This window comes from Methanosarcina sp. KYL-1, from assembly GCF_024372725.1.
In the GTDB taxonomy this organism is placed as follows: domain Archaea; phylum Halobacteriota; class Methanosarcinia; order Methanosarcinales; family Methanosarcinaceae; genus Methanosarcina.
Genome location: NZ_VOUA01000004.1, coordinates 68,947 through 90,524, shown reverse-complemented (window position 1 = coordinate 90,524; position 21,578 = coordinate 68,947). Strand labels below are relative to the sequence as shown.

The window sequence follows — 21,578 nt, the reverse complement described above, 5'->3', positions numbered from 1 at the left end:
TGGGCATAAAAGAATAAGAATATCACAAAAAGAAACAATAAAAAATCAGAAAAATTCTCAACATGATAGAATTATTAAAACTGGCAGCCTGCCTGCCCTTCTTGCTCTATTCTTCTTACACGGACCTTACAACAAGAAGGGTCCCAAACAGGGTATGGAAGCTTATGCTCCTCTCCCTTTCAGGTTTCGTCCTCTATGAAGCAGTGGTGGGAGGGACACCCTATATCCTTCACCTCCTCTTTTCTTTTTTTTTAATTTTTGCCCTTACGTACCTCCTTTTTAAGGCAAAGGTTTTCGGAGGTGCGGATATGAAAGCCCTGGTAGTGCTTGCAATCCTGGTTCCTGTTTATCCGACCCTTGAATTCCACGGCCTGAACTTTCCCCTGCTGGGGGTTCCTCCCATTAAGCTTTTTGCTTTGACTGTCCTTGAAAACGCCCTTTTTCTGACTGCTGCTGTCCCTCTGGGGCTTTTCTGCTATAACCTCCTCCATTTCAATCCTGAGATGCTCAAAAAACCTCTCTACATGCTCATCGCGTACAGGGTAAAAATCAAAGACCTGAGAGTACTCCTGGAAAAAGGCAGGCACCTGAGGCTTGCCGAACGTTTTGAATTCAAGAACGGAAAATTAAAACCCCACTTTGCAGGCAGTGGAATAGTGCTTAACTCCAATGTCCTTTCCCGGCTTGAGGCACATGAGGAAAACGGGCTTATGGACAGCTTCATATGGGTCACCCCGGGGCTTCCGTTCATGGTTCCCATAACAGCCGGCTTTATTATGACAGCTTTGATAGGGGATCTTATATTTCATGTTGTAATGAAATTTTTTGCTTTCCTGAGGCTTTTTGCCTGAATTTGTTTAAAATCACAGGCATGAAAAATAGAATTAATTTATAGAAACCAGAAATATTGTAACTTTTTTATACATGAAAAATCTATACATTATAATATTAATTTTAGAGAACTGAAATCAATTTATAAAGAACTGAAATCAATTTATAAAGAACTGAAATCAATTTATAAAGAACTGGAAATCAATTTTCAAAAATCTGGTGAAACCATGCCCAGCTCTGGATTTTTAAGAGATGAAAGAGCCGTAAATCCTGGCGCGCTTGTAGCGGCGGCAATATTGGCTGTTGCAATCCTGGGTTTGCTGCTGGTAGGTGCACTCTTAGGAGAAAGTGCAGGAAGAGCCATCAATTCAGGTGCGTTCATAAAACTCGAGGTCCAGGTGCTTGACTCAAATACCCTGAAACTTGAACACCTGGGAGGAGACGCTCTCGATTTTGAAGGAAAAAACGGGATTTATCTCTACCAGAATGGAGTTGAGCACAAACTTGAAACTGCAGAGCCTTCAGTACTCGAAGTAGGAGGAGCGATGAAGATTTCCCTTCCTGAGGGAGTTGAAATCGAAAAAGGAAATTCTGCCCTGTTCCTGATAAAGGATGAGAAAAAAAAGAAGGAGATTTACAGAAAAGAGATTTCCTCATGACTTTCGGTTTAAAGGAAACATAACTTCGAAAGGAGAAGCATCCTGGCAAGCCTCAATTCTTCCTCAGTAGAATTCTCTCCCAGCCTTGCCCGAAGCATGGAATCAAGCTCTTTTTCCAGGCCTGCAACGGCCGCTTTTATCCGCTGCTGTCCCTCAGGATGGAAAGTGCCTTCAATAATTCCCTCAATGTCCATGATTTTACCGGCAAGTACCAGCTGCTCAAGCTGCCTGCAAACGTTACTGACACTAATGCCCTCGATTTCAGCAATTTCATTGATCCCCAGCCCCTGTTTACAGAGAGAAAAAGTCATCTCAAGGGACTCCGGCTGCTCCCTCTGAACTTCAAGCTCATTTTCAAGCTCATTTTCAAGCTCATTTACAGGCTCGTTTTCAAGCTCATTTTCAAGCTCATTTACAGGCTCGTTTTCAAGCTCTTTCCGGTGTACCCGGGGAAGTCCAGCTTCTGACCATTCCTGGATGCTCGTATCCAGGTACCTTGCCTTTCTTTCCCTTTTTCCCGGAGAAGCAAAAACTCCATCAGATCCTGTGGCTTCAGGTCCTGTGGCTTCAGGTTCTGTGGCTTCAGGTCCTGTGGCTTCAGGTCCTGTGACTCCTTTTTCAGGCAGAGACATTTCAACACCACTGCCAGCCTCAGGCGCCCTGGCTTCAGTTCCGGCCCCGGACTTCCTGCCAGGTTCGGTTGTTCCATTTCCGGGAGCTGTGATACTTTCGGCCTTTTCTGGAGCCGCAAGCCCGTAGTCCAGGCGGTAATTATCAATCTCGCGCAGGAAGATGTCCCCATATTTCCGAAGCTTGTGGTCTCCCACTCCTGTGATTGAATGGAATTCTTCATGGCTGCGCGGGAGTTTTGATGCCATTTCTTTCAGGCTGGTATCTGAAAAGATGATGTAAGGAGGAAGATTCTTCTTCAAGGCAATCTGTTTCCTGAGAGCCTTTAACCGTTCGAAAAGGATTGGGTCAGGCTCATTGGGTGACTTCGCATCCTCTCTGGCTTTTTCTTTTTTCAGGATATCCACAGCATTGGCATATCCCTCAGCAGCCGCCGGAAGCATATCCTTTTCATATTCACCCCTATCAACTGCAGCCCTTTCATATTCACCCCTATCACCCGAACCTCTTTCAGGTGCAACCCTTCCAGGCGCACCTTTTTTACCTGCAGCCCTTTTAAGTTCTTTGGCCTCAGTTTCCGGGAACTGGGAAGCTTCTTCGGCTTCAGGCACAAAACCCTCAGGGCAGACGAGTTCCACCTGCTCCGAACCCCGCAGAATTTTTCTGCTTATAGCGTTAAGTTTCAGGAGAGGGTAGCGGGCTCCGCTGACATCCAGCAGGCCCGTATTGGTCATTTCGGAAGCTATTGCTCGCCACTGGTCCTTTGTAAATTCCCGGCCGATTCCGTGTGATTTGAGACGCTCGTGGCGGTTTTCCTTGATCTTTTTGGTCCTTGAACCCGTAAGGACATCGATGACGTAATTCGTGCCGAAGCGCTGGGAAAGTTCCTGGACGCAGCTGATAAGTTTCTTTGCAGCTTCCGTCCCGTCAAAGCTCTCTTTTGGCTGGAGGCAGGAATCGCAGTTCCCGCAGGCTCCGGGGGCTTTTTCCCCGAAATACTCGAGCAGTACCTGGCGCCTGCACTTATTGCTCTCGCAGTAAGCCACCATCTGCCTGAGCTGCACCAGGGCCACATCTTTTTCCTTTTCATTAGTTTTCTGGGAAATGAAGTACTCGATCTTGAAACGGTCTCCCCGGCTGAAGAAAAGGATGCATTCGCAGGGGCTCCCGTCCCTTCCTCCACGCCCGGTTTCCTGGTAGTAGCTCTCAAGGTTACGGGGGAGGTCATAGTGGATAACAAAGCGCACGTTGGACTTGTCAATCCCCATCCCGAACGCGATTGTGGCAACGATGATGTCCACGTCATCTTTTATGAACTGCTCCTGGTTTCGGGAACGCTCGGAATCGGAAAGGCCTGCATGGTAGGGAAGGGCCCGGAAGCCCGCAAGGTTCAGTTTCTTTGTAAGAGCTTCCACATTGTTCCGGCTCTGGCAGTAGATGATTCCTGCCTCCCTCCTGTGCCTGCGCAGGTAGTCCGTGATTTCCGAAAAAGTCTCTTTCTTGGGCCTGATTTCGTAGTAGAGGTTGCTCCGGTTGAAACTTGCCACGTACGGGCCTTTTTCCGTATCGATTGCAAGGCCCAGCTGGGATATAATGTCTTTTCGGACCCTTTCGGTTGCTGTAGCTGTAAGCGCAATCACGGGAACTCCCGGAAAACCCTTATCCATCCCCCTCAGAAGCTTCAGCTTCCGGTACTCGGGCCGGAAATCGTGCCCCCACTCGGAAATGCAGTGTGCCTCATCGATTGCAAGGAGGCTGACCTTCCCCTTCTTCAGAAAAGCGAGGGTCTCGGACATCATGAGCCTTTCAGGAGCAACATAGAGGATTTTGAGCCGGTTTTCAAGGAAAGCGGTTTTCACGTCCCGGATTTCCCGGGAACTCTGGGTGCTGTTCATGCAAGCCGCAGCAATCCCGTTTGCCTCAAGCCCGTCGACCTGGTCCTTCATCAGGGAAATCAACGGCGAGACAACAATGGTGACCCCGTCCTGCAGAAGGGCCGGGAGCTGGTAGCAGAGAGACTTGCCCCCACCTGTTGGCATGAGCACGAAAACGTCCCTCCGGCCCAGGACATCCCGGATGATATCTTCCTGCAGGGGGCGAAAAGAAGTGTATCCGAAGTACTGGCGCAGAACAGCATGCATCTTAGCCGACAGGGAGACCCTGGACTCCAGCTCGGCCCTGCTTTCCCTTAAAACATCACAATCAATCCCGGTTTTCTCACCGCTAAAATCTGCAGAATTCATGCTGTCCTCGATCAATGAAACCCCGGGAAAATCCGGGAATCAATAGTTGCATATAAACAGAATATTTTCCTGACGTACAAAGAAAGGCAAACGCTCACACAGAATACGTTTTACTGCCCTGAATACACTTTACCTTATCGGGTGTTTCTATCCGTAACGCTGAATATTTTCGGGCTTATTATATTTAAGATACAAGTGTGCAGGGTGAAAGTATTTGGACCTAAAAAGGGAATGGACTAAAAAAACATATATTGAAAATGAGAAAAGTAAGTGAAATTTCAAAAAAGTATAAAAGCACCTTTCCCGTTACAGGGAAGGTTCCGGTTTTTCAGGACTTAGGAGATCCGAAAGCTCCACAGGCTTGAGCCCCATCTCCTGAGCCGCAAGTCTTCCTGAAGGGGATATGACAAGGACAGGCTTTATGCCGCAGGCTGCAGCTGCAGCCAGGATCTCAGCGTCTTCGGACAAAATGCCGTACCTTTCCATGATTTCACGTACCTGGCTAAGTTCAGTGTCAATGACCTTTATGCGGCCTTTTGCCACGGTTTTTCCAAGAGCCTCTAAAAGACCCGTCAGTTCCAGTTTTCCAAACTCATTCCTGCTAATGACCGCTTCCCTTCTTCCGGAAAAAAGAAGTTCCAGGCCGCCTGAAGCGTAGATCTTCTCTACCGAACTGCTGCTGACAGCTATCCGCTTCTTTTTGAAGAACGGGACAAAGGGCAGGAGTTTTCTTCCTGTAAGCACCGCCAGCCCCACCAGAAGCGGCATCAAAAGGGTAAATGTGTCGGTATCCTTCATTTCATCCCTCCGCGGAGCGTCCCCTTCCTCATTCTGGGAAACAGCTTCAGGAGATTCCGGCTCCTGCTCGGGGGCGGGCAAGATGGTTTTTATGATTGTAAGCCGCCTGGAATCCCCATCGTGATGCCGGTCTTCATTTTCGTCGGGAACAGCAGGATCGAGGACATTATCCCCGGTTTCTCCGGAATCAAGGGGGGTGGAGCTGTTCCCACTGTCTCCGGAAACAATGGAATTGATGACAAAACCCCCGCCTTCCACGGAATCAAGGGGCATGGAACTGCCTGAGATGGTGTACGGGATTGTGTAGTAAACCTTTGCAAAGAAGACCGGAGTTCCCGAATATTCATACGTGAAGAAATCACGCCAGCTTTCCCCGGGCCGCAGGTTCAGGTCCAGGGCATAGTCCCTTATCAGTTTCGTTTCATTGAGCCCGGTGTCGGAGACGTAGACCTCCACACCATAGAGAGAACAATCAAACTCGCTAGCATCCTCGACAACGACTCCGACCTTCCACTCTCCTTCCCCGACTTTCTGCTTTTCAACCGCAAATCGGGTGCTTGTAACCGCTGAAAGCGAAAGGTCTCTTGAAGCCGCAAAGGCAGGAACGGTGAACGAGAAATTCGAAGGCTGAAGCACAAGATCGGATGTCGGAACGGTTTTGAACACAAGCCTGAGGCTTTCTTCGGACCCCGGGGAAATGCTGAAATCTTCCCAGAGGAAGCTGTTGCCTGTCCTGTTAAGTTTTCCCGCAGAAAGCGTATACCCGACAAACTCCAGCTGTTCCGGAAAAGCCCTGTCAAACGTGAGGAGATCAAGGCTCTCACTGCCAGGATTGCTGATATCTACCCTGAAGACAATTTCCTGTTCCACACCCTGGTAAAGAGAAGAAGGCTCCACCGTCTCGCTTACGGAAGGAAGAGGAACCGTATCCGAACCCGGCAGCTCATATGAGACTATCGCGGTGCTGTTCGGCCCAAGTTCGTTGATGTACGTACCTGAAGGTGTTATTCCATCACTGAAGCTGATATCGATTGACGAAACCGTATGGTTCAGGGAAGGGTTTGTGACTGAGAGGTAGCCTATAACGTTTCCGCAGGAATGGGTCCCGTCCTGATAGAAGACAAGGTCATTCAGGTACTCGACAGCATCGAGTTCAAGGTTAAGGGAAACGGCTGAGGCCTGTAAGCTCAGGCCCTGGAGACAGAATAAGAAGCACAGGATAAGTACGAATCCGCTTCTCATTGAGGAGCCACCCCCACTATGTAAGCCTCCCTGAGGGAATAGCTTCCTGTACCTTCAAGAGTATAGGTCACGGTCCTTTTCTCCCCGGCTGCAAGGTCCAGGCTCCAGTAATAGATACTGCCCTGGGAACCACTGCAGGCAGGAACAGGGTCTGCTAGTGTAAAGTCGTCGGGAATAAGGTCATAGACCCTTAAACCTGTGCAGTTGAAGTCCACCTGGCTTGTAAGGTTCAGGGTGACCGTATAACTGTCAGGAGCCGGGCCCTTTTCGAGTCTCTTGCTGACACTTAAGTTCACATAAGCTTCATTAACAGTTACGGGCACCGTTTCAGAGCCATTCAGTTCCCCGTCAGATGCAGTAAATTCCACATAATATACCCCGCTGTCCACCAACCCGGGAGTCCAGGTAAAGGTGCTGCCTGCAAGGGTCCCGAAAGTTGCATTAGTGGCGTATGTTATCGGATCCCCGTTAGGATCGGTTGCCAACAGGCTGATCATGAGCTCTTCGGACTCGTTTACTTCTACGGGCCCGATGGGGGAGAACACAGGCGGGGAGTTAATTACGGTGAAGTTTCCGGTCTCTGGGACTGCAGGATTTCCAGTCGTGTCGTTGGCATAGACTGTATAATTATGGATCCCGGTGAGTAAGGAGGATGTGTTTAAGGAATACTCATACATGTCAGCCTCCACCTGAGAGGACATTGTGTAATTGGTTTCCCCAAGCTCCAACCATACAGTCCCCACGTTGACGTCGTCGGTAACGTTTGCGCTGATAGATATGTTTTCCCCGCGCTCTACAGGGTCAGGGGAATCAAGGATCAAATTGATTACCGGGACCTCAGTATCAGAACCAGGTAGCTCTCCACCTCCACCTCCGGTAGGGTCTGTTCCGGAACCAGGATCAGAAGTTTCCAGGACTGTGAAATTCCCTGTTACCGGAACCGCTTCCTCCCCGGAAGCGTTTATGGCATAGATAGTGTAGTCGTACACCCCCGGAGATAGGGATGAGGTATTGAAAGAATACTGGAAGGGAACTGAACCTCCCTCGTTTATCTTTAATTTCACATCATCTATACGGGCAGCATCAGAATTTCTGGAATAACAGGTAAACCTTAACTTGAAATCGGAGCTGTTACAGGCCCCTGAAGGCAGAACGGAATCAAAAAGAAGGTATGAATTCTCCTTTTCGGTTGTATTTAATAGGGCGTGCCACTCTGCTCCATCATACCAATCAGCAGAAAAGTACTCATCTTTTTTATCGCTGAGCCCACCAGGCGAGTAATAGAACGAAAGATTGAGATCACTATAGCCGGTCGTATCTATACCCTTCTCTACTGTACTTGCTCCGCTTCCCTCCTTTCCATCAGTATATGTAACCGCCAAACTGAAATTTCCGGCATAGGCTTTGTTGGACTTATTATAGATAAACCATGGTTTTCCAGTACCTGAAATGACCCAGTTGTTTGTTGATAGATTTCCGGATTCAAAACCGTCAAAAAAGAGATATCTCTCAGCGCTGACCCCTTCATCCATCGTATAATTTACCCCGTAGATATTGACCAGAACATTGCCGACTTCAAAAGTGTCGGTAACATTTGCATAAATCGTGATGTTGCTCCCCTGTTCTACGGGATCGGGAATGTCGGTGACCGAGTTGATGACAGAGCCGTTGGCCGGGTCGGATGCAAGAAGCAGCAAGGACCCACCAGAATTAGCGCTCCCCTCCGGCGGGGCCGAGAATAGGGGCGCCGGGAGAGCAGGTGCAGAAGAGACAGGTGAAGGTTCTGTCACATCGAAAGGAACCTTAACATTCTCTGTTGAACCGTTATTTTGAACTTCGGCTTCAGCCCAGTATTTCCCCAGGACGACCTGGCTTTCAAGGTAGAATTCCCCCAGATATGTCCCCTCCATTCCATTCACAACCAGGTATGTGCCTTCCGTTTCATTCACAACCAGGCATGTGGGGTTTCCCAGAGGGTCGGTAACCCATATAGTGGGGACCCCCGTTCCAGTGGACACATAAACCTCAACATTCTCCCCGGCTTCATACGAATTATTTGAGGTGCTGATAGCCAGGTTTTCCGCAGTAGATGTGTAAACCTCAAACTCCGCCGAAGCCGAACCTGTAATGTTCTCGGCATCAACGGCAGTTATGCTCACGGTTTTTGTGCCCCGGGAGTCAGCCAGGTACTCTGCGGAAAAAAAGCCATCTTTTGCCAGTGTACTGAGGACCTGCCCGTCCACAGTAATGTCTACCGATGCATTTACGGGCACAAGGGTGGCCGAATCCACCACAGTTCCGGAGATGGGAATAATTCCCAGGGGATACAGGCCCTCGAGTTCGGAACTTACGTAAAGAGACCTGATTTCAAAATTTACGGTTTCGAAAAAATGTTCTCCCGTAACCAGGACAGTGTACGTCCCGAGCACCACGCCCTGCTGGGGGAAATACTCGGCTGCATAGCCATTCCCGGCAGGAACGAGAGGAAGATATGTCTGAGCGTAAGAGGGGCTGAGCACGGAGGCCGTAAGGTTAGAAGTCCCGTTGAGGGCACTGACGTTGATGAAAATATGTACGGGATCTCCCGGAGAATAGGCTGCCCTATCCGTGCTGACAGGCGGCTGACTGCCAAGCGCATAAGCAGCATACTGGAATATCAGCACTCCAAGTAACAAAAGCATCAACTGCCTGAAATGCCAGGATCCCATAAATCATTCCCCCACATGCTTTTATCCCCAAAATTACGGTTAATTTGCACATTTAAGGCAATAACTTACATAAAGGCAATAACTTCCATTGCCAACTTCAATAACTTCATTACCTAACTTTCCACTGGCGGTATGACCATAGACCGATAATTCCGAACAACAGGCCCAAGCTCATGTCTGCCCAGTGTACTGGCGAGTGCGGGAGCGGCAGGGCGCTGTATTCAAAGTCCAGCTGCCAGGCTTCGTTTTTAAGCCCACTGCGTTCCCAGGTGACCCTGTCCCCCACTGAAGCAGGCGGGACGCTTGAATATGAGATATGCCTGTCCCCTCCGAGATCAGCCTGGATTCGGGCATTCTCTATGGGAATGCTTGAAGGCTGCACCGTGTAGCTGATGCGGTCAAACAGCAGCCCTTTATCGACGATGTCATCTGAAGTATATTCTATGATGATTGTCCTGGACTGTCCGGGCATAATAGGAGTCCAAAACCCGTACCTTACAGTAGTACCGTCCTCCTCCTCCGTCACAAGGACATCCGTGATCAGGCTTCCGTCATCCAGCCTTGCTGAAACGTCCCGGACCTTCAGGGCTTTTGGCTCCTCTTTATTAAAAGGCAGGGACAGGCCCAGATATGTGGGACCCTGATCCCTGCTAAGGGATATGTACCCGTACCCCGGGACTACAGGTTTATCTATTACATTCTTAATAGTGAGTTCTTCTATTATGCGGGCTGTTTCGGAATCCGTCCTGATGGTAACATTGTAGTGGTCCCATACCTCCACTACGTCCCCGGCACTCACAGCTGCGGCCAGCTGGGAGATGAGAAGCAGACTCAGTAATATTCTAATTCTTGTTCCTATGTCCAACACTCCCGACTATTTCATGCAAAGGACATTGTTTCAATAAAATCTTTGTAAAAAATTTCACTTAACTTGTATATAATTTTTGTTCTTAACATGAGGATTATTAAAGAATCCATTACTTGCCAGACCCCTTTGAAAGGAGGATAGAAAATGAAAAAATCGAACAAATCCCGGGAAAAACTGAAAGAAGAGAATTCGTATATCAAGAATAAAAATATAATATGGAGTTTGGATTCGATCAATGCAATAAAATTCACTAATATACATTTCAAAAAAGTTTATATATGGACACTGCATAACTCACAATATTAGCACTTGAAGTTATAAAGTACACCATGTCTGTAAATAGCCGTTCTTGACCCTCGGGGAGGGAGAGAACAGGCATAGACATAAGTGGGGGAGAAAATGAAAATTCCTGCTGAATATAAGAGCTTAAGCTATGCTCTCATAGGGATAGTATTGATAGGCTTCCTTTCTTTGCCAGCCTCTGCAGGCACAGTACTCGACATCCAGGTCACGGAATCGATGAACCTGGAGGATGAGTTCGATGGGGTAACGCTCACACAGGGGGCTTCCACAGGCGAGGGGGAGATCATCATAACAAACACGCTTGGATCAACATACCTCTATGACATTTCCCTGAATTTCAGTACAGGGAGTACTTCAGGATGGGGCGTAAACGACCCATCGAATGTCACCCTTACAAACGGGGACGGGTATGCCACGGTCCACATCAACCTCCTAGGGGCAGGTGAGTCCACAACCCTGAGCTATGACTGTTCGGGTTCGAGACCTGTTATCTTCCAGGAGAGTTACGAATCCGAAAAGCTGCTCGTAGGGGGGGCTACAGACGTATCCCTGACCCTGGTAAACAATGCATCAGGCTCAACAATCACCAATATCCAGCTCGTTAAGACAGCTTCAGACAGCAACGGGAATTCCACGGCCGACTTTAGATTCTCTAATGAAGATGCCGATGTGGGAACTGCGGCGATAGTTGGCGGAACCGAAATAAACTGGACAATATCCGAACTCAACGCCACGGTCAGCCAGGCAACGCTCAACTTCACGGCCACCGAAAACGACGAAGGAGCCCATTCCAGCGGGGGAATCCAGAGCTCAATGAAGTACTACATGGGAAACGCAACCCTCCAGTTCACAATTGACGACGGGACAGTATCCGCAAGCGGGATCCGGCTCAACGAAGACCCGACGGCAACAACCGCAAACTTTGAGATAACCCTCCAGAAAGAACAGCTGAGTTCAGGCGATGGAAACGACTGGGCATTCACGCCAAGGATAGAAAACACAGATGATGAGACTATAAGCTTCAGTATATCCTCAGTGACAGTATACGTGACCAACAGCACAGTGCTGGAGAAAGATTCGGCTTTCAGTACCCACGAATATGGGTCAGGAGAGATTGCAAAGGAAGGGATATGGTCTGCCTATGATTTTGTTGTAGAAGACTTCCCTGACCCGGTACCTGTGGGCTGGATTGATGTTGACCTTTCCGTGGACCTTTCGGATTCTGGTAACCAGCTTGAGGAAAGCTATTCAACAGCAGGAGGGACCTACAAACTTGTTGAGACAATATACATCATCAACGGGTACCTTGTGGAGGCAAAAAAGTCCATAACCAAAAATGCGACCAATGAGGACCAGTACGACATCACCCTCTGGGTCCACAACCTGGGCAACCTTGAAACGCCTCCTGTTGTGGTTGTGTATGACATAGTCCCAACGGATTTCTCAATGGTATACAATGAGACAGACCCGGACGGAAGTACTGCAGTAAGCTCCCCGATAGAGGGATATGCCTACTGGTGGGATGTGGGGCCACTGGCACCTGCAGACATGCCAGGAAACCAGACTTACATCAATTACACCGTACAGGGTACAGGCACCTACAGTCTTACAGACCTCTTCATCCTGGGTATTGACCCGAGCTATTCCCTGAACATGCAGAGCACACCCGTGCTGAAAACCGGGGCAAGGGTAGTTTCGGGCTCAGGAATTAAGGCTGCGATAAACATGCTGATGATGGCATGTCTCCTCCTCGGAATGGTAGGGCTCAAAAAGAAAAGGAAAGACAGGTAACCGTAGAAAAGCAAATCGGAGGAAAGGGGAAAAACGAGGTAGCATAACAGCTGCCACATTACCCGGGGACTTGCAGTTCAGGCATATCCCGGGTAAAATTAAAAGGATCGGAAAGGCAGTGCTCCCGGGAACCTCCTTCTACCTCCCCCATTTGCAAATCATTTCTTATTTTTCCGTTCTTTAACGTCAATTCCTTATTTTTTAGCTTTTAATTCAGTCCGTAATTCCAAACCGCTTTTTCAGGTAGTATCCCGAATAAATGGCTCCCAGGGGGTTGTGGGCGAGCACCCTGTCCTTGACCGCCAAAGTCGTCACCGGAGCTTTGGAGTTCTGCGTAAAAAGGATGTCGTGCCCGATGCAGAGCCCTACGATGATGTTAAGGTCGGTCCCTTTTTTATTCAGGATTTTTGCCTGGCCAATAGGGTTGCAGGTTGCTTCGAAGCCGTCCCCGTACAGCTTCTCAAGCCCGAAATCGTCCTTGGAAAGCCCGCAGACTTTGCAGCAGACCGATTCAACCTCAAAATCCCTGGCAAGAATCCTATGGATGACCCCGGCTTCCTTTTCAAGCCCGATGCAGAAAGCAAGCCCCAGTTTTTTGTACCCCATCCCCTGCGCGTAGAGGACCAGTTCTTCCAGCCGGGTCTTTTCCATGTAGTAGCGGGCCTCGATTTCGGCAGAGACCTTCATGGAAACAAGGTCTTTTCCCCTGTAACTGATTTCTTCAATGATGTCAGTGCAGTCCTTTCCCGTACGGCATTCCTTTTCATTGCAGAGCGCACATTTCATATTTTATTCATTCCTTGAGTTTCTTACAGATTTTTGACCTGAAAGTCTGAAAGGAATGTGGTGAACTACTCCTCCCTAAAACCTTTGCCTTGCGGCTCAGGTTTTGAGGAAGGGGCTTCCTGCTTCATTCCCCGGAGTAAGCTCCGCAAGTCCACAGGCTCTTCCCCACGTTCCGCAGGTGTCAAGTTACAATCAGATTTTGAGCTTGAAGTGCAAATTTTTTGATATTAATAGCGGCATTTATGTCCCGGTCATGTTTTGTTTTACACACAGGGCATTCCCATTCCCTAACATCCAGAGTTATGTTTGAATTGTGATACCCGCAAACGTTACAAAGCTTTGTTGATGGCTCAAACCTCCCTATCCTTAACAGGGTTTTCCCGAACCATTCAGCTTTATACACTAACTTTGTAACAAAACTGCTCCATGAAGAATCACAGATTGCCCGTGCAAGACAATGGTTTTTAAGCATACAGTTAATGTTTAACGTTTCCACAGCTATTGCCTGGTTCTCGCGTATAAGTTTAGAGGAAAGTTGGTGCTGGAAATCGTTTCGCTGGTTGCGGATTTTTTCATGGAGTTTGGCAAGCCTTAATTTGGCTTTTTCCCTGTTCTTTGAACCTTTCGGTTTTTTGCTTACTCTTTTTTGCAGGACTTTCAGGCGTTTCATAGAGTTTTTCAGGTACTCAGGATTCTCTATTTTTTCTCCTGTTGAGAGAACTGCAAAATCCTTGATACCCACGTCAACCCCTACAGTTGTATCAGCCGAAAATTCCTGTTTTTCGGGCAACTCTTCACCATTATCCACAAGAATACTGAGATAGTAGATTTCAGAAGAGGTTCTGGAAACCGTTGCTGTTTTTAGTTTTCCCTCAAACCTCTGGTGGAGAACTGCTTTAACTTTACCGATTTTAGGGAGTTTGACAACGTTATTCTCAAAATCGACAGTGTAGTGTTGAGGGATAGGAAAAGACTGTATGGGGTTCTTTCTTGATTTGAAATTAGGAAAACCATTATTTTCCCTGAAAAACATGGTAAAAGCGGAATCTAAGTTTTTCGTCATTCCCTGCAATGACTGTGAATTTACTTTCTTAAGCCATTCATGTTCTTGTTTCAGTTCACGAAGCCGTTTGTTCAGGTCATACTGGGATAGGGATTTCCCGTCCTGCTCGTAAGATTTGATTTTCTGTTCTAAAGCCCAGTTATAGACGAACCTGCAGCTACCGATATGGTTAGCTATCATGGTTTTTTGTTCGGCGGCAGGATACAACCTGAATTTATAGGCTTTTAACATCATATCAATAAACGTTTTACGAATTTATATGTATATAGGCAAGTTAACTAATCGTGTGCCGGAAAGTGGACGGCTTTCATCCCCTTCCGCGCCTTAAGAGATAAAATGGCAGAAGCAGTGGCAGAGGGAGCCAGGGAAATTGAAAGGGCGGAAGTTCAGATCTACCAGGTACCGGAAACTTTGCCCGCTGATGTAATTGAGAAAATAGGGGCAGTTGAGACAAAAAAGCTTTTGCCCACATACCTGTGCTTACCAGGGATATGTATGAGGAGGTACTGGCAGGTCAGATGCCCCGATTTTCGGGACTCCTGCACGCTACGGAAACATGGCCGCCCAGATGCGAGCCCTGCTGGACGGAACCGGGGGGCTCTGGATTCGGTATGCTCTGGTCGGAAAGGTGGGAAGTGTCTTCACTTCCAGCGGAACCCAGCACGGAGGCCAGGAAACCACAATTATCAGTTTCCATTTCACTCTCCTTCACCATGAGATGGTCATCGCGGGCCTGCCTTACCTGGAGATGCGGCAGACAAGGATGGACGAAATCACCGGGGGAAGCCCCTATGGGGCTTCAACGATTGCCGCAGGGGACGGAAACCGTCCAGCCTTCGGAAAACGAACTTGCAATGACCCGCTACCAGGGGAGGCATGTGGCAGAAATCGCAAAAAAACTGTCCCGGAACTGAAGAAGAGAACTCATTCTCCAGAACCCATTCTCTTACTTTTACTTTTTTGCAAAATAGAGTCCCAAAGGATAAAACAGGGCCCGGAAGGTACTGGCGGACTGAAGTTTGCAAAATTAAACCTGCCTTATGGCCATTTTCCAATAAAAAAAGACTGGGAAACACTTCTCATCGGAGTGTTCTCCCTCCCAACTTTGATCCCCTTTTACCCCCTACGAATGCTCAGGCCGGACTCAGGCAGATCGCGTTCCTTGCTTCGAGCTTTTCCTGTGCTGTTGTCAGGCATGCCATGGTACAGTATACAGCCTTTTCCTCAGCATTCTTAAGGACAAAAAACTCATTCCCGCAAACGGGACAGGTTTTTCTTATGTAAACCATTTGAAAACACACACATTTTTTTTGTATGTGATTTGTTTTACTTCTGATGCTCTGTTTTTAGAAAGCATAAATAAAATGGGCACAATAAAATATAAACTTTCTTATGTAATTTATATATATTTATGTGATGATATTAAAGTCTGATTGCTTCACCTACTTTTCAAAATCAGAGGTCCCTTTCCCTAAACTATTTGAGGGAATACATTCAATTCTCATGTGAAATCTCACGTAAATTCCGTGGAAAATTCCAGGGTAAATTTTCATGATACATTCTCATGATACATTCTCATGATAACTTGAGGGGGAAGGGACTTGAAAAAAGAAGCTGGGGGTGTCCAGGGATAAGGCCGCTGATTTTCGGAAACGGAAAAATTCTGATCTGCGAAGATGAGAAAGGAACTATAAGAGATGTCTACTTCCCTTATGTTGGGCTTGAGAACCACGGGAACTTGATAAAAGTGGGGATCTGCGACCTTGATTCTCTCTACTGCAGCTGGCTTGAAAACTGGAAGATCCGGCAGCGCTACAAGTCCGAGTTTGAAGAAAACTTCTGCGAGCAGTTCCTGGAAATTTCAAGCCCACAGGAGTCAACGGAAGAGAAAATAGAAGAAAAAACGGAAAAGGAAACGGGAAAGGAAAAAATAAAAGGGAAATTAGAAGAAAAAATAGAAGAAAAAGGTCCGGAAGCTTGCAGGGCAGCGGTTTCCAATATCGGGGAAACCATGTTCGAAAACCCCGAACTAGGGCTCAGGGTAACGGCCTGGGAGGCTGTGCATCCTTCCGTTAACATCTTCTACAGGACCTTTGAAATTAAGAACATTTCAGGGGCTGTAAAACATCTTCGCTTTTTTTCCAACCAGAACTACCGGATTCTTGAAAATAAGATAGGGGAAACTGCAGTAATCGATAAGCAAACCCTTATCCACTACAAGCGCGACCGCTATTTCCTGCACGGGAGTGATCCGGTTTTCGACCAGTATGCAGTGGGGACAGCGGAGTGGAAAGGGATGGAAGGCACCTGGAAGGATATGGAAAACGATGCCTACCTCAGCGGCAATCCCGTAGCTCACGGCTCAGTTGACTCTACCCTGGGCTGGACCCTGCCAGAACTGAAACCCGGGGAGTCAGCGAGGGTGCATTTCTGGATCGTGCTCGGGAAAAAATACTGCAACGTGCTCAAGGTCCATAAGCGGGTAAAGGAAGCCAGAAGAAGCGCCCTTTTTCACCACAACTTCAATTTCTGGGACTCTTTTACCGAAAGGATCTCCGTCCTCCCGGAGTTTTCCTGGTTGACGCAGCTTTCCGAAAGGGTCGTAATGTGCTTTTACCGGAGCCTCCTTACCATAGTCGCCCACATGGACATCTCGGGTTCGGTGATTGCGTCCTGCGACTCGGATATCAAACAGTTTGGGGCCGACCTCTACACCTACTGCTGGCCTAGGGACGCAGCCTGGGTCTGCCTAGCGCTTGATAGGGCGCGGTACCACCACCTGAGCACGGAAACTTTCGAATTTTTCTCAAAAACCATTACCCACCGGGGTAATTTCCTGCACAAGTATACCCCTGCAGGAGACTTCGGGAGCACCTGGCACCCCGTGCCCATGGTCCAGATAGACGAGACCGGGCTTCCCATTTATGCCCTCTACAACAACTGGGAGATTGCAAGGAGCGTCTGGGCTACTGGCAGGTACTACCGTGGCCTTGTAATCCCGGCTGCGAACTATCTTACAAAAGCCCTTGACAGGGAGACAGGCCTTCCGGTTTCAAGCTTTGACCTATGGGAAGAGCGAAAAGGGGTGCACACCTACAGCGCCTGTACGGTCTATGCCGGCCTCCACGGCGCCTCCGAACTGGCCCGTACCATAGGAGACTACGACAAGGCCGACCTCTGGGAAGAAGCCGCAAAACGTGTTAAGCAGGCAGTCCTGGAAAAGCTCTACGATAAGGAACTGAAGCGCTTTCGGCGCTCTCTGGATGACCCTACCCTGGACTCTTCAGTGTTTGCTGTCTGGTACTTCGGGCTTCTCCCACCCGATGACCCCAAAGTAGTCCTTACAATGGAGGCAATCGAGCGTGAACTCACACGCCCCTCCGGCGGCATTGCCCGCTACCGCGATGACCGCTACTACGGTTACATGAACAGCTGGCCCATCTGTACCCTCTGGCTCGCCCAGTGGTACTCTGCGGTAGGGGACCTGAACCGGGCCCTGGAACTCATTGACTGGTGCGCAGCCCACACCCATGCCTCCGGCCTGATGTCCGAACAGGTGGATGACGGAGGAAGGCCCCTTTCTGTCCTCCCCCTCGCCTGGTCCCACTCAGCCTATGTGCTGGCAGTGCTTGAATACCTTCAGGCCCTTGAGAAAAGAGAGGGAGGTTCCTGCCAGTTATCCCGCAAAATGAAATGATTGGGGCCAAATAGAGGGCTAAATAAGAGAAAACGATTAGAGGGCAAAATTAAGAAGGCAAAAAGAGAGAGCAAAAAGCGGACCTGGATTTTACTGCTGCCCTTCAAAACGCTTTTCAAAATACAGGTATTCGAATTCTTCATTCGGAGACCCGCTTTTTTCCGTCAGAAGGGAAAAGCCTTGCTTAAGGTACATATCGATAGCCTTCGTGAGGACTTTGTCGGTTTTAAGCACGGCGCTTGAACAGTTCTTTTCGGCAAAACCCAGGGCCGCAAGAAAGAGCTGTTTTCCGTGACCTTTGTCCCTGAACTCCTTTTTCAGGTAGATCCTCCTGATTTCACAGCTTCCGTCCTCCAGTTTCCTGACCCCGGCTGTGCCCACTACCCTGCCGTCCGCAATTCCTACAAAAAAAGTGCCTCCTTTTGCGAAGTAGTAGCCTTCGATATCCTTTAAGTCGGCGTCCTTGAGCCTGTCGTACTCAAACCCGTGCTCAAGAAGGACTTCGAGGACAACGTCCCTGACTTCTTCTTTTCTGGACTCATCGTATGTCTGTATGATCATGAGTTTTCTCTCCCGAAGGCAAAAAGGTATTTTCAGGCAGCTCCAAGGTATTTTTTGGGATTTTTCAGGAAGTCCAGGGCGAGGGTGTGGAAAACTTTCGTGCCCTGCAAAAGGATCTCCTCATCGATGTCAAACCTGCAGGAGTGGTTGATTTCCATGATCCCCTTTTCCGGGTTTAAGGTGCCAAGGGAGATGAAGATTCCGGGCACTTTTTGCAGGTAGCTTGCAAAGTCTTCGGCGGCAAAGGTCTTTTCCATATCAGGATAGATTGTGAGTTCCGGGAAGCTTTCTTTCAGTTCGGAATGGGCAGCTTCCGTGAATGCCGGGTCGTTGACCAGGACCGGGTAGCCGTGGAGGACATCGAGCTCGTAGTTAGGAAGACCTGAAAACTCTTCTCCTTCCTTTGCATACCTTTCAGTGACCCTGTCCAGGCATTCCTTTATCGTCCGGTCGATTGTGTCCGTGGTGCAGCTGTCAAAGGTCCGGTAGCTCCCAAGGATCCCGACCGTGTCCGGGGTCCGGTTGAATTGTGCTCCTCCCTGGATCCTCCCTACCCCCAGGACGTACCTGTCCTGTTCAAGCCTCTCGTCCAGGGCGGGGTAGAGGCTGCTTATGAAGTCCGTTGCCATCCGTACAGGGTCGATACAGTTTGCAGGCTTTGAGATGTGGCCCCCTTTTCCCACAAGGGTGACCTCGAACCGGTTGGTGCTTGCCATGAAAGGCCCGGGGCGGAAACCCACGCTTCCGGATTCGTGGTTTGTAAAAATGTGCATGCCCAGGACGGCGTCAACACCCTCAAGCCCTCCTTCGGCAATAACCCTTTCCGAGCCTCCTGGGGGGATTTCTTCGGCAGGCTGGAAGATCAGGCGGACCTCTCCAGGGAAGTCCCTGTTTTCTAAAAACAGCCGGGCAGCCCCAAAAAGCATGGCCATATGCCCGTCGTGCCCGCAGGCGTGCATGATCCCGTCATTTCTGGAGATGTAGTCCCTGTTTCTCTGCTCCAGCGCTTCCTGCACTTCAAGCCCGTCAGTATCCGTGCGGAGGGCGATACAGGGCCCGGGTCCCGTGCCGCAGATGCTTGCAATAACGCCGGTATCTGCGATTTTCCGGGCTTCGATTCCCAGTTCGTCCAGAGTCTTCAGGATTTTCTTCTGGGTCTCATATTCTTCAAAACTGAGTTCGGGGTATCGGTGAAATTCGCGTCTCAGCCCGATGATCCAGGCTTCAAGCGCTTCTGCACTCGGGTCTTTTCTCAAAAAAATTACCTCGGATTTTCTGCTCATGCAGGGTTTTTCCGTTTACTTTCTTATTCCGTTCTCTCAGTAACATTTAGTTTAATTCGGTTATTTAGTTCAATTCGGATATTTAGTTTAATCCTGTTTATTTTCTTATTCTGTTTTCTCAGTAATATTTAGTTTAATTCTGTTTACTCCCGGTAATATCCATTATACTTTATTTTATTACTTCACTGTATATTATCCAATCTGTCAGGTAATTTTATTGCTTTAAGTATCATTCAAGCTGTTCGGAAATAAAACTGCTTGAGAATTGACTGTTCGATAAAAACTGTTCGATAATTATATACGTGGCTGATACAATACATTTTTTGATCTGTTATGAAATCAAGGCCCTGCAGTCAAGCCGGCTGTCGTACTTACGAATCTGTACCGCCATGGTAATTATGGCATTCTAGTTATAAAAATGATATAATAATATTATAATACCCATAATATTTATTCCATTTTCAGGACTGGTACCCATGCTCAAAACACGCCTCCGGGATTTTCTTGTTACGAAAGATGACTGGCTTTTTGCGGTTTCCGACTACTTCCATAAAGACGGAGTCCGGGCAACCCTCCGCTACGTTCCGGACGAAACCGGGGAGCGGGAGTTAAACGGGAAACGGTATAGAAAATACGATTTCGGCCCCGCTTTCGATTTCATGCGGGAGCACAGGCCCGAATGGGTGCAGGACTTGCACGTGGTCCCCCAAACCGAGATCAAACAGGTGCTGCGCCCTTCCGACTGTATTCCGGAACTCCTGAAGGTCGATTCCCGCGTGAGGGCAATTGTAAAAGCCCTGGACGAAGCCGGGATTCCCAGGACAAGCATGGGGGTTACGGGCTCGATGCTTGCAGGGCTCCAGAACGAAAGCTCGGACGTAGATTTCGTGGTCTACGGCCCTGCCTGGTTCCGGGCAAGGGATGCCATCACCGCTGCAAAAAAGCAGGAAGGGCCCATAGAGGAAATCGATGAGGACATGTGGCAGCGCATCTACAGGAAAAGGATTCCCGAGATCTCCTTTGAGGAATTCATGCTGCACGAGTCCAGGAAAGGTAACCGGGGCATGGTGGAAGGCACCTATTTCGACCTCCTTTTCGTGCGGGAATGGGACCAGATAAAAGAGCCCCTCCTGCGGGGAAAAGACACCGTCAAGCTGAAAATCGAAGCTGAAGTCAAGAACGCCGATTTTGCCTTTGACAGCCCTTCGTACTATAAAGTCGACCACGAGGAAATCGACCACGTACTCTCCTACACCCATACATACGCAGGCCAGGCCCTCCCCGGCGAAATCATCGAAGCCCGCGGCGTGGTCGAAGAATTCGGGGACATGAAAAGACTGGTCGTTGGCACCTCAAGGGAGCCGAAAGGAGAATGGATAAGGTCCCTTACCTGGCTTGAGCAGTGCGGGTATAAGTGAAAAGTGTTTCAGGTGCCGTCGTTGTAAAATGAGGATTAACACTTCGCTAGATCCCGAAAACCGTTTTTCTTCCCGGGTGTTTTGGGAACACATTGCCAGTTTATATTGAAAATATTTCCCTTTACCCCAAAAACCTTTTTCAGTCAAGGCGTAAGAGGGAAAAAACCCGCCAGCTTGCCTGGCGGCGCCTTCCCAAAAAGAAATAAAATAAAAATCTGAAACAGAATATTTTTTAGGTTGTATGGCTTTTCTGTTCTACTTACATTTTTACCGTTTATCCGGCATCTTTTACTTTTTGCCTTCTTCAGCTAACACAATATAAAATTCAGTTATCAGGTGCCCTTTTTTGATTCTCCCAATGTACTTATACAGTCATCTGGCTGCCCTTTTTGGTCATTTAATTATACTTCGTCAGTCATCTGGCTGCCCTTTTTGGTCATTTTATTAAACTTCTGCTGTCACCTTGCTGCCCTTTTTGATCATTCCAATGTACTTCGTCAGTCGCCTTGCTGCCTTTTTTTGTTTATCCCAACGCTCTTTTACATTCATCGGACTGCGCTTTTACTTCTCCATATTTTATCAATCTTTATGGAAAAGGCCGGCCTCCTTCGTCGGCCGATGAGAACGCCAGTACCTGAAAAAGCAAATCAAAAAAATGGTTCTCCGGGGATAAAAAAGTGAAGTGCTGAATTCCGGT

Annotated in this window: 15 protein-coding genes and 1 pseudogene; 7 read left to right on the top strand and 9 right to left on the bottom strand. The window is 48.4% G+C overall.

Features of this window, described 5'->3' with window-relative positions:
• Positions 1 to 62: 62 nt before the first annotated feature.
• Positions 63 to 851, top strand: coding sequence for an A24 family peptidase C-terminal domain-containing protein (locus FTO70_RS05140; protein WP_255334633.1), 789 nt, complete (start codon positions 63 to 65; stop codon positions 849 to 851).
• 207 nt (positions 852 to 1,058) lie between these two features.
• Positions 1,059 to 1,490, top strand: coding sequence for a hypothetical protein (locus tag FTO70_RS05135; RefSeq protein ID WP_255334632.1), 432 nt, complete (start codon positions 1,059 to 1,061; stop codon positions 1,488 to 1,490).
• 8 nt (positions 1,491 to 1,498) lie between these two features.
• Here the strand turns inward: FTO70_RS05135 and recQ are convergent, their stop codons facing one another.
• The 4 genes from recQ to FTO70_RS05115 form a co-directional block, all read right to left on the bottom strand.
• Positions 1,499 to 4,261 (bottom strand): DNA helicase RecQ, encoded by a 2,763-nt coding sequence (recQ, locus tag FTO70_RS05130; RefSeq protein ID WP_255334758.1) that lies wholly within the window; start codon positions 4,259 to 4,261, stop codon positions 1,499 to 1,501.
• Positions 4,262 to 4,669: 408 nt separating this feature from the next.
• The gene (locus tag FTO70_RS05125) at positions 4,670 to 6,403 is read right to left on the bottom strand and encodes a hypothetical protein (RefSeq protein WP_255334631.1); all 1,734 of its coding nucleotides are present in this window, start codon (positions 6,401 to 6,403) and stop codon (positions 4,670 to 4,672) included.
• Positions 6,400 to 9,111 (bottom strand): Ig-like domain-containing protein, encoded by a 2,712-nt coding sequence (locus tag FTO70_RS05120; protein ID WP_255334630.1) that lies wholly within the window; start codon positions 9,109 to 9,111, stop codon positions 6,400 to 6,402. The genes FTO70_RS05125 and FTO70_RS05120 overlap by 4 nt, the downstream gene beginning before the upstream one ends.
• A gap of 109 nt (positions 9,112 to 9,220) precedes the next feature.
• Positions 9,221 to 9,976 (bottom strand): hypothetical protein, encoded by a 756-nt coding sequence (locus FTO70_RS05115; RefSeq protein ID WP_255334629.1) that lies wholly within the window; start codon positions 9,974 to 9,976, stop codon positions 9,221 to 9,223.
• A 402-nt stretch (positions 9,977 to 10,378) separates the two neighbouring features.
• On the opposite strand from FTO70_RS05115, the gene FTO70_RS05110 reads away from it, so the two are divergent.
• On the top strand, positions 10,379 to 12,073 hold the full coding sequence (locus tag FTO70_RS05110) for a hypothetical protein (protein ID WP_255334628.1): 1,695 nt from the start codon (positions 10,379 to 10,381) through the stop codon (positions 12,071 to 12,073).
• Between the two features lie 213 nt (positions 12,074 to 12,286).
• Here FTO70_RS05110 and FTO70_RS05105 read toward each other — a convergent pair whose 3' ends face one another.
• A complete protein-coding gene (locus tag FTO70_RS05105; protein WP_255334627.1) occupies positions 12,287 to 12,859 on the bottom strand; it encodes a DUF1847 domain-containing protein in 573 nt (190 codons plus the stop codon).
• Between the two features lie 181 nt (positions 12,860 to 13,040).
• Positions 13,041 to 14,153, bottom strand: coding sequence for an IS200/IS605 family element RNA-guided endonuclease TnpB (gene tnpB, locus FTO70_RS05100; protein ID WP_255334626.1), 1,113 nt, complete (start codon positions 14,151 to 14,153; stop codon positions 13,041 to 13,043).
• Positions 14,154 to 14,478: 325 nt separating this feature from the next.
• Here tnpB and FTO70_RS05095 point away from each other — a divergent pair.
• Positions 14,479 to 14,694, top strand: a pseudogene (locus tag FTO70_RS05095) (NAD(P)H:quinone oxidoreductase); the annotation flags it as partial.
• A 19-nt stretch (positions 14,695 to 14,713) separates the two neighbouring features.
• On the top strand, positions 14,714 to 14,836 hold the full coding sequence (locus tag FTO70_RS05090) for a hypothetical protein (RefSeq protein ID WP_255334764.1): 123 nt from the start codon (positions 14,714 to 14,716) through the stop codon (positions 14,834 to 14,836).
• A 219-nt stretch (positions 14,837 to 15,055) separates the two neighbouring features.
• Here FTO70_RS05090 and FTO70_RS05085 read toward each other — a convergent pair whose 3' ends face one another.
• Positions 15,056 to 15,211, bottom strand: coding sequence for a hypothetical protein (locus FTO70_RS05085; protein WP_255334625.1), 156 nt, complete (start codon positions 15,209 to 15,211; stop codon positions 15,056 to 15,058).
• Between the two features lie 296 nt (positions 15,212 to 15,507).
• Here FTO70_RS05085 and FTO70_RS05080 point away from each other — a divergent pair, with 296 nt between their 5' ends.
• Positions 15,508 to 17,619 (top strand): glycoside hydrolase family 15 protein, encoded by a 2,112-nt coding sequence (locus tag FTO70_RS05080; RefSeq protein ID WP_255334624.1) that lies wholly within the window; start codon positions 15,508 to 15,510, stop codon positions 17,617 to 17,619.
• Between the two features lie 90 nt (positions 17,620 to 17,709).
• Here FTO70_RS05080 and FTO70_RS05075 read toward each other — a convergent pair whose 3' ends face one another.
• Positions 17,710 to 18,180 carry a GNAT family N-acetyltransferase gene (locus FTO70_RS05075; protein ID WP_255334623.1) on the bottom strand — a complete coding sequence of 157 codons (471 nt, stop codon included), beginning with the start codon at positions 18,178 to 18,180 and terminating at the stop codon, positions 17,710 to 17,712.
• A gap of 32 nt (positions 18,181 to 18,212) precedes the next feature.
• Positions 18,213 to 19,463: a M20 family metallopeptidase gene (locus FTO70_RS05070; RefSeq protein WP_255334622.1), complete on the bottom strand. Its 1,251-nt coding sequence runs from the start codon at positions 19,461 to 19,463 to the stop codon at positions 18,213 to 18,215.
• A 476-nt stretch (positions 19,464 to 19,939) separates the two neighbouring features.
• Between FTO70_RS05070 and FTO70_RS05065 the strand changes: the two genes are divergently transcribed.
• Positions 19,940 to 20,881 (top strand): nucleotidyltransferase domain-containing protein, encoded by a 942-nt coding sequence (locus FTO70_RS05065; RefSeq protein WP_255334621.1) that lies wholly within the window; start codon positions 19,940 to 19,942, stop codon positions 20,879 to 20,881.
• Positions 20,882 to 21,578: the final 697 nt, after the last annotated feature.